Consider the following 15,625-nt stretch of genomic DNA (forward strand, 5'->3'; position numbering starts at 1 on the left):
ATGGTATTGTCAGCGCGTACCTTACATTACCTGTCATGAAGGAATTAATAGATGAAAACAACAGCAAAGCTGTCGTTCATGATGTTTGTTGAATGGTTTATCTGGGGCGCGTGGTTTGTGCCATTGTGGTTGTGGTTAAGTAAAAGTGGTTTTAGTGCCGGAGAGATTGGCTGGTCGTATGCCTGTACCGCCATTGCGGCGATCCTGTCGCCGATTCTGGTTGGCTCCATCACAGACCGCTTTTTCTCAGCGCAAAAAGTGCTGGCTGTATTGATGTTCGCTGGCGCAGTGCTGATGTACTTCGCTGCACAGCAAACCACTTTTGCCGGGTTCTTCCCGTTACTGCTGGCCTACTCGCTAACCTATATGCCGACCATTGCGCTGACTAACAGTATCGCCTTTGCCAACGTGCCGGATGTGGAGCGTGATTTCCCGCGCATTCGGGTGATGGGCACTATCGGCTGGATTGCCTCCGGTCTGGCATGTGGATTCTTGCCGCAAATGCTGGGTTATGCCGATATTTCACCGACCAATATTCCACTGCTGATTACCGCCGCAAGTTCTGCTCTGCTCGGTGTGTTTGCGTTTTTCCTGCCCGACACGCCGCCAAAAAGCACTGGCAAAATGGACATTAAAGTCATGCTCGGCCTGGATGCGCTGATCCTGCTACGCGATAAAAACTTCCTCGTCTTTTTCTTCTGTTCGTTCCTGTTTGCGATGCCGCTGGCATTCTATTACATCTTTGCCAACGGTTATCTGACCGAAGTCGGCATGAAAAACGCCACCGGCTGGATGACGCTCGGCCAGTTCTCTGAAATCTTCTTTATGCTGGCATTGCCGTTTTTCACCAAACGCTTTGGTATCAAAAAGGTATTATTGCTTGGTCTGGTCACTGCCGCAATTCGCTATGGCTTCTTTATTTACGGCAGTGCGGATGAATATTTCACCTACGCGTTACTGTTCCTCGGCATTTTGTTGCACGGCGTAAGTTACGATTTTTACTACGTTACTGCCTACATCTATGTCGATAAAAAAGCTCCCGTGCATATGCGTACCGCCGCGCAGGGGCTGATCACGCTCTGCTGCCAGGGCTTCGGCAGTTTGCTCGGTTATCGTCTTGGCGGCGTGATGATGGAAAAGATGTTCGCTTATCAGGAGCCGGTAAACGGCCTGACTTTCAACTGGGCTGGAATGTGGACTTTCGGCGCGGTGATGATTGCCATTATCGCCGTGCTGTTCATGATTTTTTTCCGCGAATCCGACAACGAAATTACGGCTATCAAAGTCGATGATCGCGATATTGCGTTGACACAAGAGGAAGCAAAATGAAAACAGAACGTATTCTCGGTGCTCTTTACGGGCAGGCGTTAGGGGATGCGATGGGGATGCCCTCCGAGCTTTGGCCTCGTTCCCGCGTCAAAGCGCACTTTGGCTGGATTGACCGATTTCTGCCTGGACCAAAGGAGAATAACGCGGCCTGTTATTTTAACCGCGCCGAATTTACTGACGACACCTCGATGGCGCTGTGTCTGGCGGATGCGCTGCTGGAACGTAAAGGTGAGATCGACCCGGATTTGATTGGGCGTAATATTCTCGACTGGGCGCTGCGTTTCGACGCCTTCAACAAAAACGTGCTTGGCCCGACCTCAAAAATTGCGCTTAACGCCATTCGCGACGGTAAACCCGTTGCCGAACTGGAAAACAATGGCGTGACCAACGGTGCCGCGATGCGCGTCTCGCCATTGGGTTGTTTGCTTCCGGCGCGCGATGTTGATTCCTTTATTGATGATGTGGCGCTGGCGTCCAGCCCGACCCACAAATCCGATCTGGCGGTTGCAGGCGCGGTAGTCATCGCATGGGCGATTTCTCGTGCCATTGACGGAGAAAGCTGGTCAGCGATTGTCGATTCGCTGCCTTCGATTGCGCGACATGCTCAGCAAAAACGCATCACTACGTTCAGCGCCTCACTGGCAGCGCGTCTGGAGATTGCGCTGAAGATTGTTCGTCACGCCAACGGCACCGAATCCGCCAGCGAACAGCTTTACCAGGTGGTTGGCGCGGGCACCAGCACTATCGAGTCCGTTCCGTGCGCCATTGCGCTGGTTGAACTGGCACAAACCGATCCTAACCGCTGCGCCGTCCTGTGCGCCAATCTTGGCGGCGACACTGACACCATCGGCGCGATGGCAACGGCGATTTGTGGCGCGTTGCATGGCGTTAATGCTATCGATCCGGCATTAAAGGCAGAGCTGGATGCGGTAAATCAGCTTGATTTCAACCGTTACGCCACGGCGCTGGCGAAGTATCGCCAACAACGGGAGGCGGTATGAGCGGCGCTCGGTTACACACGCTGCTGCCACAATTAACGACGCGTCAGCCGGTTATGGTAATTGGCGCGGCGGTCATTGATGTGATCGCCGACGCTTACGCCCTGCCCTGGCGCGGGTGCGATATCGAACTGAAACAGCAGAGCGTAAATGTTGGCGGCTGTGCGTTGAACATTGCCGTGGCGTTAAAGCGTCTCGGTATCGAAGCGGGTAACGCCTTGCCGCTCGGTCAGGGGGGGTGGGCGGAGATTATTCGCAACCGAATGGCAAAAGAGGGATTAATCAGCCTGATCGATAATGCCAAAGGCGATAACGGCTGGTGTCTGGCGCTGGTTGAGCCGGATGGCGAACGCACTTTTATGTCGTTCAGCGGCGTGGAAAATCAGTGGAATCACCAGTGGCTGGCGCGACTAACCGTTACACCTGGTAGCCTGCTCTATTTTTCTGGTTATCAACTGGCCTCGCCTTGCGGCGAATTGTTGGTGGATTGGCTGGAGGGACTGCAAGACGTGACGCCGTTTATTGATTTTGGCCCTCGTATTGGCGATATCCCGGATGCATTACTTGCGCGCATCATGGCTTGTCGACCGCTGGTGTCGCTTAATCGCCAGGAGGCTGAAATTGCTGCCGAACGTTTTCGTTTATCCGCAGATATAACAACGACTGGCAAGCAGTGGCAGGAGAAATTTGCCGCGCCATTGATCGTTCGTCTGGATAAAGAAGGTGCCTGGTATTTCAGCGACAACGCATCAGGCTGTGTTCCGGCATTTCCAACGCAAGTCGTTGATACGATTGGTGCAGGTGATAGCCATGCAGGTGGCGTACTTGCCGGGCTGGCATCCGGTCTGTTACTGGCAGATGCAGTGTTGCTGGGTAATGCGGTGGCGTCGTGGGTTGTCGGACATCGCGGCGGTGATTGCGCGCCAACGCGCGAGGAACTACTCCTCGCACACAAAAACATATAGATCGCTGCGACAGTGACTGATGCTGTATTCAATTGGCCGTTGCTGTTGGTCAAGCGCCACTTGCTTGATCACCAGCACCGGTATTTTGCTATCTAACTGAATATGTGACTGAAACTCGGCATCCGGCATTCGGGCGCTAACGCGGGAACGGGTACGCTTTGGAAAAATATGCTGACTGCGAAAGTAGTCATAAAGAGAAATACCGATGGCATCAACATCATGAATTAAATGCGCAGGAACCCACGACTCCTCAATCGATACCGCTTCTTCATCCACGTAGCGAATGCGCTTAAGCAAGAAGACATCACTTCCTGCTTCAACCGCCAGCTGCTGCGCGACGTCTTCGGGGCACTCTACCACTCGCTTGTTAACCCACAGCGTGTCGGGCTTTTTACCGCGCAACACCACCTGCTGCGAAAAGCCTCGCGCTTCTTTTAACGAGTATTCGAAAATGTTGTTGATCTGCGTGCCGTAACCACGCGAACGCGTCACCACACCCTCTTCTTCCAGCGCCTGCATCGCCTTGCGCACCGTAATGCGCGAAACGCCGGTTAACTGACTTAAATCGCGTTCGCCGGGCAAAATATTGCCATGCTCCAGCACCCCGCTGCGCACGGCATTTTTTACCGTTTCGGCAAACTTAATATAAAGCGGCGTGTTGTCAGCCGCTAAAATACGTTCGTTCAGTTGGGCGATAAGCTGGGTATGCGCTTGTTCCATTTGTCTTTTTCCTGCCGGGGAGTCTGGTGGGAGTATATCACTGCTTCTTATTTAAGGCGTTTCTTTAATCCCATGAACGAATGCCTGCAACTCCTCCCCCGTGCCATTAAACACATTAAAATCTACCGGACCATTAATGCCATCCACCTGTCCACGGTCGGAATGCTGCCAGAAACGCCAGGCCAGGCCGTCATTGTCCGGGCGACGTTGATAATAGTGAGCCACCCACCACGGATATTCATTGAAATATCCCGCCAGATTAGTGTGATAAAACGTCGCACCAGCATAAATAATCGGCTTTTTGCCCGTGCTCCTTTCAACCATTTTTAACCACTGACTGACCCGCTTGCGTAATTCTTTTGCTGATAATTTTCCCCGCTCTTCTACGTCCAGCACCGCAGGAAAATCATCTTGTGTAAAATCCACCGTTTGCAGAAATAATCGCGCCTGAACCGGCGCAGCTACCGACGGAGAAAAATAGTGATACGCCCCGCGCAGTAGGCCATTTTCGCGGCTTTGACGCCAGTTACGCGAAAAATAGGGATCCACCAGCTTTTCGCCTTCCGTCGCCTTAATAAAGGCAAATTGTAAGCGGATACCGTTATCGCGCATTTTTTCCACCCGCTGCCAGTCGATCCGCTCCTGCCAGCGTGAAACATCTATTCCGTGAATGGTGTAACTGGCAGGAATGCGAATAGCAAAAGATTTGACCGGGCGATAACCGTAAAAGTGAATGTAGTCTTTGATCTGAATTGCTGTGGAATAGAAAAAATTCACCGTCTGGCGGGGATAAATCGCAACGATGGAAATTAGCCCCAGAGCGCATAACAAAGCGGTGAATTTTTTGCGACTGACGATTTTTAGCTGCATTAGTTTCATCCCTGAATTTCAGCGCAAAAAAGCTGACAATAACCAAAGCAGCTATAGTACGGTGCTCACCACCAGGCGTGGAAGTGGTGAACCGGACCAATTCCGTGGCCGACTTCCAGTGAGTCTGCCTGGGCTAACGCTGCCGACAGCCAGCTTTTTGCTTCCTGAACGGTATCAGCCCAGTTTGTATGACGCGGGCGCAACGCCGCCAGTGCCGCAGAGAGCGTACAACCGGTGCCGTGGGTGTTTTTGGTCATAATACGCGGCGCAGCAAAGCGTTGTTCGCCGTCGCGAGTAAACAGCCAGTCCGGGCTTTGTTCATCATCCAGATGACCGCCTTTCATCAGCACAGCGCCACAGCCCATCGCCAATAATTCACGTCCCTGCTCCAGCATTTCCTGTTCATTACGCGCGTGTGGCGCATCGAGCAAAGCGGCTGCTTCCGGCAAGTTCGGAGTAATTAATGAAACCTGTGGCAATAATCGACTACGCAGCGTGGCTACCGCCGAAGGTGAAAGCAGAGGGTCGCCGCTTTTCGCCAGCATGACGGTATCCAGCACCACGTTTTGGATCTGATAACGTTGCAGCCGTTCTGCTACCGCTTCAACGATATCGGTTTCTGCCAACATGCCGATTTTGGTGGTGTCGATTCGCACATCGCTGAACACCGAATCGAGCTGTGCAGCGACAAAATCAGGCTCAATGCGATACACCGACTGTACGCCACGGGTATTTTGCGCCACCAGCGCGGTGATTACCGAACAGCCATAAGCGCCAAGTGCCGAAAAGGTTTTAAGATCGGCCTGAATCCCCGCGCCGCCGCTCGGGTCAGTACCGGCTATCGTCAGAGCGTTAATCCGTTTCATGCCTGCACCTCCTGCGTCAGCAGCCAGAGCGCATCAAGGAAATGTGGGACGAAACTGCCCGGCCCTTTGCTTCTGATGACTGCGCGTTCTCCCGCTTGTTTCATCCAGTGACAGGCAGATGCGACATTTTTCAACTGATCGCCTGGTAATGCACAACAGGCAGCAACAACTGCCGATAATGCGCAGCCAGTTCCTACTACTCTGGTCATTAACGGGTCACCGCCATGAATGCCAACGGTGCGACAACCATCGGTAACATAATCCACGTCGCCAGTGACCACGACGATTGCGCCGGTTTCATTTGCCAGAGTTTGTGCGGCGGGCAACGCGTTGGCGGCGGCGTCAGTAGTATCTACACCACGACCACCATTGGCAATGCCTGCTAATGCCATGATTTCCGAAGCATTACCGCGTATGGCGCTTGGTTTATGAGACAGGAGTTCCAGACAAAAACGGCGGCGATAATCGAGTGCACCAACCGCTACTGGATCAAGCGTCCAGGGTGTTTGAGAGCTTTTTGCTTGCTCAACGGCGGCACGCATCGCCTGTGCGCGTGGCTGCGTCAGTGTGCCAACGTTAATCAGCAACGCACTGGCGATGGCCGCAAACTGACTGGCCTCTTCGGTTTCGATAACCATCGCTGGCGATGCACCAAGCGCCAGCAAGGTATTAGCAGTAAAGGTTTGCACCACATCGTTGGTCATGCAGTGCACAAGAGGGGAATGTTGGTGAAAAAGGTGTAACGTGTGCGCAGATTGCGCGGAACTCAGCAGGTCGACTTGCATAGTTTGCTCCTGCCATAACGTGAAGAAGCAATGACCTGGTGGTCCGTGACTTCCCTACGCTGGCATTATCCAGATCAGGTGATACGGGTATTTCTCAGCCTTCACGCAGAAGGGCACCCCGAGTCGTTTGGTTGCGATGATGGATCGCAAAGGAGGATGTTAATGTCCGGCGCGCGCGTTGTAAACGAGGAAAAACGGCAGTATTACAATAACGTTACGGAACTATTTTATATAAGAATCCAGCACCTTAAGGACAACATCCAGGTCTTCTTCACGCTTTAGTTCATCACCCTGGTGAACAATGTGTTCCGTCAGATGCCCTTTAATCACTTCCCGCATCAGGCCGTTTACCGCACCACGAATGGCGGCAATCTGTTGTAGAACGGCAGCGCATTCATGCGGTTCATCGAGCATTTTCTTGAGCGCAACGACCTGGCCCTGAATCTTACTGGCACGCGCTTTCAGTTTCTGTTTATCGCGGATGGTATGAGACATGGCAACACCTGGTTAACAAGATAATGAAAAATCATAGCACTATTAATCTACTGGGGGGTAGTATCATGTACTGGGGGGGAGTAGAATCTCTGCATCCATTTAATACTAAGAATTATTATCATGACTGAATTTACCACTCTTCTTCAGCAAGGAAACGCCTGGTTTTTTATTCCCAGCGCCATCTTACTTGGTGCGCTTCATGGCCTGGAGCCAGGGCACTCAAAAACGATGATGGCGGCGTTTATCATCGCCATTAAAGGTACGATTAAACAGGCGGTAATGCTTGGACTGGCAGCAACCATTTCGCATACTGCGGTAGTCTGGTTGATTGCCTTTGGCGGGATGGTGATCAGCAAACGCTTTACTGCGCAGTCGGCGGAACCGTGGCTACAGTTAATTTCTGCGGTCATCATTCTCGGCACCGCATTATGGATGTTCTGGCGCACATGGCGCGGTGAACGAAACTGGCTTGAGAATATGCACGGGCATGATCACGAGCACCACCATCATGACCATGATCACGAACATCATCACCATCACGAACATGGCGAGAATGTCGAATATCAGGACGCCCATGAGCTGGCTCACGCAAATGACATTAAACGACGCTTTGATGGCAGGGAAGTCACGAACTGGCAGATTTTACTGTTTGGCTTGACTGGCGGACTGATCCCCTGCCCTGCAGCGATAACTGTGCTGCTGATTTGTATTCAACTGAAAGCCCTCACTCTGGGAGCAACTCTGGTCGTTAGCTTCAGTATTGGCCTCGCGCTAACGCTGGTCACCGTGGGCGTTGGCGCGGCAATCAGTGTCCAGCAAGTGGCAAAACGCTGGAGCGGCTTTAACACACTCGCCAAAAAAGCCCCCTATTTTTCCAGCCTGTTAATTGGCTTAGTCGGAGTGTATATAGGCGTGCATGGCGTTATGGGCATAATCCGATAACTCAATCCTTTGGGCTTGCATGTTATCTTCAACCCAGGATGATTCTTAAATCAGCTATTTCCGCTGACTCTTCGCCCGATGAGGATGCTTTTACAGCATCCTTTCATTTACACTTTTTACGAAATCATGGGATCACTAACAAAATATCGCTTGTCGGTTATATTGTATGACAGGAAAGATATGCGACTGATTTTACTGATCCCCAACGTGGAGAGTATATGACCATAAGAAATAAGTTATTGTTGGGTGCGCTGTTGCTGGCAACCAGCGTAGCGTGGGCCGCACCGGCCACTGCGGGTTCGACCAATGCCTCTGGAATTTCAAAGTATGAGTTGAGCAGTTTCATCGCTGACTTCAAGCATTTCAAACCAGGCGATACCGTTCCAGAGATGTACCGCACCGATGAGTACAATATTAAGCAGTGGCAGTTGCGTAACCTGCCTGCGCCTGACGCCGGAACCCACTGGACCTATATGGGGGGCGCATATGTGTTGATCAACGACACTGACGGTAAAATCATTAAAGCCTACGACGGCGAAATATTTTACCATCGCTAAAAAAAGCCCCCTCATCATGAGGGGGAAATGCAGACACCTTGTTATTTTTTATTATTAGCCACTTGCTCGTCTTACTTGTTATTAGTCATATTTCACGTTGATTAATGCGGTAGCCTCCAGTGCGCCAGATTTAATTTTGTTTTTATCATAAACATAGTAACTGGCTGTTATTGGAATTGAGACCGTTGTATCTGTAATTTTTGACTTAGCCGCAATTTCCTTTAAATTTGTATATCCTGTACTACTGTCAGTGATATTTAAAAGTGTGACTGGCGAACCATTACTTTCAAGAATAAATCCTACGCCATTATCTTCCGCACCTTTCAGTATCGTGTTACTGCTGGTTAACAAGTCAGAACTTGATAAATACACCTGCATTTTCCGTGATGTTTGATTTTGTTGACCTAATAAATTTTTACAACGCAGAATAATATCCCCTTTCTTGCTATTTATTGTTGTTTTGTTACCTGTGGCTGGTAACTGTGAAACGGGAATACTCTCTAAAGTAATTAATAAATCATCAGGTTTGCAGGTCGTTGTTATCGGGTTGTATGACAATGCCAGATTAAAGGAATAGACACCTGCATTCTGTGCCAATGCATTTCTGTAGCTATTCACACATGCATCCCACGACTTTCCTCCTAACAAACACAGTAAAAATTGTACTGCGGCACTCCCACGCGTTGTTGATGAAGCACTGGATAATGTCGCGACACCATTAATCATCACTGCTCCGCCGCCCCCCGCAGAAACATTCACTTTCGCGTTACTGGCTGCCGATGTCACCGTTACTGAATAACCACTGGTGAAACTGGTCTGGTTATTTGATAATGTGATGCTGCTTTTGTTAGTCCATTCAAAATGTAAATTTAATTTAATGGTATCGTTATAAAGCCCAACAATAATATCCGAAGGACTCATGGGGGTAATAGTATTCGTACTCACGCATGACGAATCATTAAAATTATGTTCATATGTCGCCGTTTGTGTTTGAGTTAGCGCAAAATCCCCCTGAACAACCAAATTATGCTGCGCTGACAACTCTCCATAACATGCCGCATAGCTCGCAGGTATAACCATCATCATGAATATAAATAACACTATATTAATTCTCATAAAGTTACCCGATGCTTATTGGCAAATATAAGTTCTACTTTCATCAATCTGTTTACCGAAGGTGATTGTGCATGAAAGCCCTTGTTGTTTATCAATAGCCACATTAACTGATGGCGGAATTTCATTGGTGCGTATAAAAAGCTGACTTCCCTGACCGACAACGCCAATATTATGACCATGGATATCATTGACTTCATAACCAAACGTTAATGGTTGTCCATCCGCTCTTAACGCTTTTATAAACCAGGGCTTGCGCTGATCGGTATCAAAATTAACCAGCACGACCGCACCGCGATAAGGGGCGGCAATTTTCCGGTTACCGCGTAATTCTGTTTCGCTATCGCTTTGCGACACATCCAGCATCAGGTGATTTTCCCGATAAGAGGTCATTCCGTCGTATACCACCACCCCATTATGATTTGTCGTGCGATATTTTTGTCCATTCACGTAGGCATCTTTAATTCCTGGTGCATACATCACAGCAAACGTTTCAGAAAGACGGTTTGCCAGATTCACACCGCCAGACCAGGCGATAACGCCCCCTGAAATACTGGCTCCAGCCTGCCTATACGTGCTGGACTGACTATAACTACCATTCACTGTCGCCATCGGCGCGTTCCAGGTTAAATTTGCACCAGCTGTCGTTTCATTTCCCTGATGCTGATGACTCAGGTTGACACCATAGTTAAACTGATCGCGGCTCCCAACAGTTCCCGATATTCCTGTATTGTTTGAGGCAATACCCTGATCATCAAACGTCGTTGAGTTAGACATATATATTTGCCGCCGTGGTGTCGTGACGTCATCACCCCAGTCAAAGGGAATCGAGATAAAAATATTAAAGCGTTTCTCTTCATGATGATTCTCGTCATACGCCTGACTTGCTGCGAGGGTATAGCTTATCCGTTGCAAGTTATTGGAGTAACTCAACTGATAATCTTTACTGCTGCCGCTACGCCCCCAGTAATCTCGCCATAACGTACTTAATGACACAGAACCCCAGCCTTCGGGCAATGACTGGCTCATATTGGCAGAGAAGCTATTTTTACGGCCAAAATCATTCTGGTAATAATCGGCAATATCATAGACATCATTTTTATCGCGACGATAATTATCTTTATTATTTGCCCAGACATAATCGTTAAACGTCCGGTAATCGCGCGAAGAATAACGCCAGGCTGCCAGGCCAAAACGCGTCGATGTTTGAGTCACAAATTTGTTGTAGGCTATCTGATAACTTTGTCCGTCAAAAACATCGCCATTATCTTGCTTACTATGAGATTTTGTTGCATCGACAGAAATTGCGCCAATGCGTGTATTCCAGCCAGTCCCAAGAGTAAACGCGTAGTAATTATTGGCAATCATCGTGCCGCCATACAGCGTTAATAAATTATTAAAGCCATACTGGTAATCGACCTGAACAAAATCGCTTTGCTTATTTGCTCCTTCAATATGGCTACGACCCGCCGCAAAATCATATTTCGACACGCCCGGTTGCAACATATTTGGCACCGCCGAATAAGGCACCAGATACGTGGTAACCGAACCGTCAGCCTCTTTCACACTAACATCAAGATCCGCTCCACCACCCGCTAACTGCAGATCAGTAATCGAAAACGGGCCTGGCGGAACCTCCTTCTGGTAAACGACAAAACCGTTTTGTTCAATAGTTACCAGCGCGTTGCTCTGCGCAATCCCCTGCACCCGTGGGGTAAAATTTTGCTTCGAGTCAGGCAACATCTGCATATCGCGAAACAGTCGCACGCCGCTAAAGCGAACAGAGTCAAAAATATCGCTTGAGGTGTACATATCACCAACACGCAGCGTGCCGAGAATTTGTGCAAATCCGCGTTCCAGATATAGGGTATTGCTTTTCCACTCCCCAGGATTGTTATCCGTTTTGCTGAAACTGGCATCAGAATGCAGTTGCCACCCCAGCAGATTTAATCCACTGTTAAAACGAATATAACTACTCTTACTATTACCCGACGCTTTATAGTCGCTGTAATACTGGCTCATATAATAAGAGGTATAAAAAGCATTAATACCCCGTTCCCAGTTTTCCGGCGGAACATAACCACTTTCCAGTTCATCAACCCAGGCTTGCGGAACGCTGAAATCTAAACGAAAAACACCGATATCCCAGGCATAGCTCCCGCCCTGAACAAGTTGCTCTAATGTTAAACATTGACTGCCACTGGCGAAGTTATCGGTATTAATACCTAACCGCTTTATAATTTCTCTCGCCAGGCATGTTTCTTCGGGATTATCCTTAACGATAACCTCGTATTTTCCACGCCATTGCTTATTGACATAAATATCGACGTCATACTGACCCGGTAAAGGTTGATTATCATCCAGGCGAATATGAGCAACCTGTTGGTCTTTCATTCCGCCCATCATAAAATGGGTATCAAAGGTTTCTTCTGCTGCATGAACTTCAATGCCGAGCAATAACACAACGATTGCTGATGCGAGTGGGGTTATTCTCAACATAGGCAGCTCCTGCAATTAAATTTTGTCGCTAATATAGTTGCCATCATCATCAATAATGGTCAAATGCCAGTTATTCGTATTATTAGTTTTGACGTTAACACTCTGGCTTTCTAATGGCGCAATCATGATGGTTTCATAATTGACTTTGACATTGTTCGCTTTTACATCGGAAATAGTCACCCAGTTCGGTGAATCATTTTTTATCACCAGTCCATTGCCGCTACGATTTACCAGCAATTTCTTAAACGTTGCTTTATTTACCGGAGCAATACCCGACGGTCGGTAAAACAATTTGATTCTGTTTTGCATCGCAAACTTCAGTGCATTCTTGCCTTCTTGCTCTGGACTATTTGGTGGAATATCCAGAACATTCAGATAAAAAATACTCTCCTTATTAGTAGGCAGCTTATTCGGCATAATTTTAATTTTTACTTGCTGCCCGGAATTTGCTCCTATTTTTGCCACTGGCGGCGTTAACATGAAAGGAACCTGAATTTTTTCTGGTGGCAGCGACGTGTCGCCATCATCAATCCACGCCTGCAGCAGCGAAGAGCGATTTCCCTGATTCATCAACTGCACCATCACTTCTTTTTTTTCTGCCGGGTAAATAATTCGCGTCCCGTAGATGACAATTCCGGCATGGGCGGGAATGCCCATAGAAAAAATGAGTAAAGGTAATAATCCTTTCATCTTAATGCCCCTTGAATTAAAAGGCCGCCATGGGGATAGCGGCCATGTTTATTGCCTGGAGAAACTTGCAAATTTATTTAATTATTAATCCTGAGCCACACGCATAACTAAAGAAGATACCACATCACCTGATTGCACTGAGCTTTCTGTCAGTTTCAGGTATTTCGCTTTAAACGGAATCGCATATTGACCATCCGCTGTTTTATAGCTTTCAATATTAAAAGGCGCTGAAACATCCAGTACATCACTGTTATCACCTAAATAGAGATAATAACCCACGGTATCGTTACTACTGGCTATAGCCTTATCATTTCCGGTTATTTTATCATTGGTGATCAACGAGAGTTTTACACCAGCTACTTCTTTCGGACAGCTAATTTTTAACATGCTACTGGTTACACCGACGGCATCATCATAGGTAGAATATTTCGCTTTACCTTCAAAGACAGTGGTTGGTACGGTTGGCATATTAATACTTACTGAATCACCACCCGCTTCAAATTTACACGGAGACTCTGCAATATTCCCCTTAATGGTTAAAGTTCCGGTATCAACGTCTGCAGCAAATACGCCAGCACTCATGAAAAAAGAAGAAAAGACAGCGGCAGCAATAATTGAATGTTTCATAATAGGTTCCTTAATAGAATTTATTTTGGTTGTTAAGAGTCTGTATCTCGTGGAAACAAATTTCTCACACACAGAAAGTTGCCGCAATGTAAACACATTGTTTTATTGATTTAAAACAAATTAACTATTGCAATATAATTACAACAAATACTTAAGAAAGTTAAATATTTACCACATCTATTAATTGATATAATTTATTGTTAACCACATTCTTCAAATATATAAAAAAGCTCAAATCATTCATAAGAGTGATTTGAGCTTTCAAAATATGATTAAAACAGTGTTGCCTGATTAATCGTAGCGATTTAATACGATTCGACGTTTGCTATCGTTGCCCGCTACCAGCTCTGTAGTAACGCCTTTTACCGGCGAAGAAATCCGATGCCGGGTATCAACGCTTTGCGATACCTGACCGCAATGCTGTTGGAGTTGGCTATTAACAATATCCATACTGCATGTCGGGGGGCTGATCCTGCCATTGATAGTTAATGTGGCAGTATCTGATGAGAACGCGGGTGACGCCAATCCATAAGCGAGAAAAATAATTCCTGACAGCCAATACTTATTCATTGAACGTTATCCCTGTAGTAAAGGTTATGCCTGGATAGATTGAGTGCATAACAAACTATAGCTGTACATCCACTACACAGCCACGAAGGATGATAAAGAGGCTTTACCTGTACGATCAATCTACTTTGTACAGTTTAGGACTAAGATCCGCTGAATATTTGCAGCATTAAAAAAGTGTTCATTTAAAGCCACAAAAATAAATACACCGCATCAATATATTATTGCTGCGGTGTATAAGGAATGACCAGAAAGGTTAATACGCGTTAGACCGCGCGGAAGGAAATCTCGCCAGGAATGACTTCACCCTGCCAGTAGAGCTGGGCAGCCACGCGGTCAGCCAGCTGGCGGTAGATAGTGGTAAATTCACTTTCCGGACGACTGATAACCGTTGGCGTGCCTTTATCGAGATCTTCACGTAAGGAGATGTGTAATGGCATCTGCCCCAGCAACTGCGTGTGATATTTCTCGGCCAGTTTCTCTGCACCGCCAGTGCCGAAAATCGGCTCATGATGACCACAGTTACTGCAAATATGGACGCTCATGTTCTCGACAATACCGAGCACCGGAACTTCGACTTTCTCGAACATCACAATGCCTTTTTTCGCGTCGATCAACGCGATGTCCTGCGGCGTGGTGACCACTACTGCGCCGGTTACTGGAATGTTTTGCGCTAGTGTCAATTGAATGTCACCGGTGCCTGGCGGCATGTCGAGCACCAGATAGTCGAGATCCGGCCACAAAGTTTCCTGCAACATCTGCATTAACGCCTTGCTCGCCATCGGGCCACGCCACACCATCGCGTTGTCGTCAGTGACCAGATAACCAATTGAATTGGTTGCCAGGCCATGAGACATAATCGGTGCCATGTGAGTCCCGTCCGGCGAGGTCGGACGCTGATTTTCTGCCCCCAGCATGGTTGGGATAGACGGACCATAAATGTCGGCATCCAGAATACCGACTTTCGCGCCTTCCGCCGCCAGCGCCAGCGCCAGGTTTACCGCCGTGGAGGATTTACCCACGCCGCCTTTGCCGGAACTGACCGCGATAATGTTCTTCACGCCGTTAATTCCCGGCTGATTTTTAACGCGTTTCAGGGTGGCAATATTATGCGACAGTTTCCAGTCGATAGCTTTTGCCCCGGTGATACGCAACAATTCGGCGCTACATTGCTCTTTTAACTCTTCGAACGCGCTATGCCAGACGAACGGCATAACCAGCTCCACATGCAGGGTGTCGTCCATCCAGGCGACATGATGCAACGCTTTCAGCGTGGTAAGGTTATGCTTCAGGGTTGGGTGCTGAAAATTAGCCAGTGTCCCGGCGACCATTGCGCGCAAGGCTTCTGGTGATTTGGCCTGGGATTGTTCGTTCATCCCGACTCCTTATTTATATAGATAAACCATCAGCTAAATAGTTTACCTGAAGAAAATAGATAAGTACTTACTTAACATTTTCCCATTTGGTACTATCTAACCCCTTTTCACTACTAAGAAGTAATGCCTACTATGACTCAAGTCGCGAAGAAAATTCTGGTGACGTGCGCACTGCCGTACGCTAACGGCTCAATCCACCTCGGCCATATGCTGGAGCACATCCAGG

At 48.1% G+C, this 15,625-nt stretch carries 17 protein-coding genes and 1 riboswitch; of the genes, 6 read left to right on the plus strand and 11 right to left on the minus strand.

The window, feature by feature from the left end; genetic code table 11:
• Positions 1–51 precede the first annotated feature (51 nt).
• Genes HEN21_RS18915 through HEN21_RS18925 form a run of 3 tightly spaced genes read left to right on the plus strand, consistent with a single transcriptional unit; the run spans position 52 to position 3,292 of the window.
• On the plus strand, positions 52–1,329 hold the full coding sequence (locus HEN21_RS18915; protein WP_000858513.1) for a nucleoside permease: 1,278 nt from the start codon (positions 52–54) through the stop codon (positions 1,327–1,329).
• Positions 1,326–2,330 carry an ADP-ribosylglycohydrolase family protein gene (locus tag HEN21_RS18920; RefSeq protein ID WP_176242631.1) on the plus strand — a complete coding sequence of 335 codons (1,005 nt, stop codon included), beginning with the start codon at positions 1,326–1,328 and terminating at the stop codon, positions 2,328–2,330. The genes HEN21_RS18915 and HEN21_RS18920 overlap by 4 nt, the downstream gene beginning before the upstream one ends.
• A complete protein-coding gene (locus tag HEN21_RS18925) occupies positions 2,327–3,292 on the plus strand; it encodes a carbohydrate kinase family protein (protein WP_176252661.1) in 966 nt (321 codons plus the stop codon). The genes HEN21_RS18920 and HEN21_RS18925 overlap by 4 nt, the downstream gene beginning before the upstream one ends.
• Here the strand turns inward: HEN21_RS18925 and HEN21_RS18930 are convergent.
• The 5 genes from HEN21_RS18930 to rcnR all read right to left on the minus strand — a co-directional run bounded on the left by HEN21_RS18930 (position 3,266) and on the right by rcnR (position 7,028).
• Positions 3,266–4,012 carry a GntR family transcriptional regulator gene (locus HEN21_RS18930; RefSeq protein ID WP_000434024.1) on the minus strand — a complete coding sequence of 249 codons (747 nt, stop codon included), beginning with the start codon at positions 4,010–4,012 and terminating at the stop codon, positions 3,266–3,268. The two genes, HEN21_RS18925 and HEN21_RS18930, sit on opposite strands and share 27 nt — an antisense overlap.
• Positions 4,013–4,063: 51 nt before the next feature.
• The gene (locus HEN21_RS18935) at positions 4,064–4,882 is read right to left on the minus strand and encodes a glycoside hydrolase family 25 protein (RefSeq protein ID WP_176252660.1); all 819 of its coding nucleotides are present in this window, start codon (positions 4,880–4,882) and stop codon (positions 4,064–4,066) included.
• 65 nt (positions 4,883–4,947) lie between these two features.
• Positions 4,948–5,748 (minus strand): bifunctional hydroxymethylpyrimidine kinase/phosphomethylpyrimidine kinase, encoded by an 801-nt coding sequence (thiD, locus tag HEN21_RS18940; protein WP_000822265.1) that lies wholly within the window; start codon positions 5,746–5,748, stop codon positions 4,948–4,950.
• Positions 5,745–6,533, minus strand: a complete 789-nt coding sequence (thiM, locus tag HEN21_RS18945; RefSeq protein ID WP_176242637.1) for a hydroxyethylthiazole kinase — start codon at positions 6,531–6,533, stop codon at positions 5,745–5,747. Before thiM ends, thiD begins: the two co-directional genes overlap by 4 nt.
• A gap of 34 nt (positions 6,534–6,567) precedes the next feature.
• Positions 6,568–6,664: riboswitch (TPP riboswitch) on the minus strand.
• A 91-nt stretch (positions 6,665–6,755) separates the two neighbouring features.
• Complete coding sequence (gene rcnR / locus HEN21_RS18950; protein WP_000019944.1) at positions 6,756–7,028, minus strand: Ni(II)/Co(II)-binding transcriptional repressor RcnR; 273 nt, start codon at positions 7,026–7,028, stop codon at positions 6,756–6,758.
• A gap of 120 nt (positions 7,029–7,148) precedes the next feature.
• Here rcnR and HEN21_RS18955 point away from each other — a divergent pair, with 120 nt between their 5' ends.
• Complete coding sequence (locus HEN21_RS18955) at positions 7,149–7,970, plus strand: nickel/cobalt efflux protein RcnA (protein ID WP_021551036.1); 822 nt, start codon at positions 7,149–7,151, stop codon at positions 7,968–7,970.
• 218 nt (positions 7,971–8,188) lie between these two features.
• Positions 8,189–8,527, plus strand: coding sequence for a Ni(II)/Co(II) efflux transporter accessory subunit RcnB (rcnB, locus tag HEN21_RS18960; RefSeq protein ID WP_000155512.1), 339 nt, complete (start codon positions 8,189–8,191; stop codon positions 8,525–8,527).
• An 81-nt stretch (positions 8,528–8,608) separates the two neighbouring features.
• On the opposite strand, the gene HEN21_RS18965 is transcribed toward rcnB, so the two are convergent.
• The 6 genes from HEN21_RS18965 to apbC all read right to left on the minus strand — a co-directional run bounded on the left by HEN21_RS18965 (position 8,609) and on the right by apbC (position 15,399).
• The gene (locus tag HEN21_RS18965) at positions 8,609–9,643 is read right to left on the minus strand and encodes a putative fimbrial-like adhesin protein (protein ID WP_176252659.1); all 1,035 of its coding nucleotides are present in this window, start codon (positions 9,641–9,643) and stop codon (positions 8,609–8,611) included.
• Positions 9,644–9,658: 15 nt separating this feature from the next.
• A complete protein-coding gene (locus HEN21_RS18970; protein ID WP_176252658.1) occupies positions 9,659–12,139 on the minus strand; it encodes a fimbrial biogenesis outer membrane usher protein in 2,481 nt (826 codons plus the stop codon).
• A 15-nt stretch (positions 12,140–12,154) separates the two neighbouring features.
• Entirely contained in the window at positions 12,155–12,829 is a 675-nt protein-coding gene (locus HEN21_RS18975; protein ID WP_176252657.1) for a fimbria/pilus periplasmic chaperone, read from the minus strand.
• Positions 12,830–12,913: 84 nt separating this feature from the next.
• Positions 12,914–13,456 carry a fimbrial protein gene (locus tag HEN21_RS18980; protein WP_000682825.1) on the minus strand — a complete coding sequence of 181 codons (543 nt, stop codon included), beginning with the start codon at positions 13,454–13,456 and terminating at the stop codon, positions 12,914–12,916.
• 291 nt (positions 13,457–13,747) lie between these two features.
• A complete protein-coding gene (locus tag HEN21_RS18985) occupies positions 13,748–14,026 on the minus strand; it encodes a DUF2574 family protein (RefSeq protein WP_032155902.1) in 279 nt (92 codons plus the stop codon).
• Positions 14,027–14,289: 263 nt separating this feature from the next.
• Positions 14,290–15,399: an iron-sulfur cluster carrier protein ApbC gene (gene apbC, locus HEN21_RS18990; protein WP_001005449.1), complete on the minus strand. Its 1,110-nt coding sequence runs from the start codon at positions 15,397–15,399 to the stop codon at positions 14,290–14,292.
• 132 nt (positions 15,400–15,531) lie between these two features.
• Between apbC and HEN21_RS23475 the strand changes: the two genes are divergently transcribed.
• Positions 15,532–15,625 (plus strand): class I tRNA ligase family protein (locus HEN21_RS23475; RefSeq protein ID WP_171848160.1); only part of this gene is annotated, 94 nt, incomplete at its 3' end.

Origin of the sequence: Escherichia sp. 93.1518 (assembly GCF_013368915.2) — a bacterium.
GTDB classification, from domain to species: Bacteria; Pseudomonadota; Gammaproteobacteria; order Enterobacterales; family Enterobacteriaceae; genus Escherichia; species Escherichia ruysiae.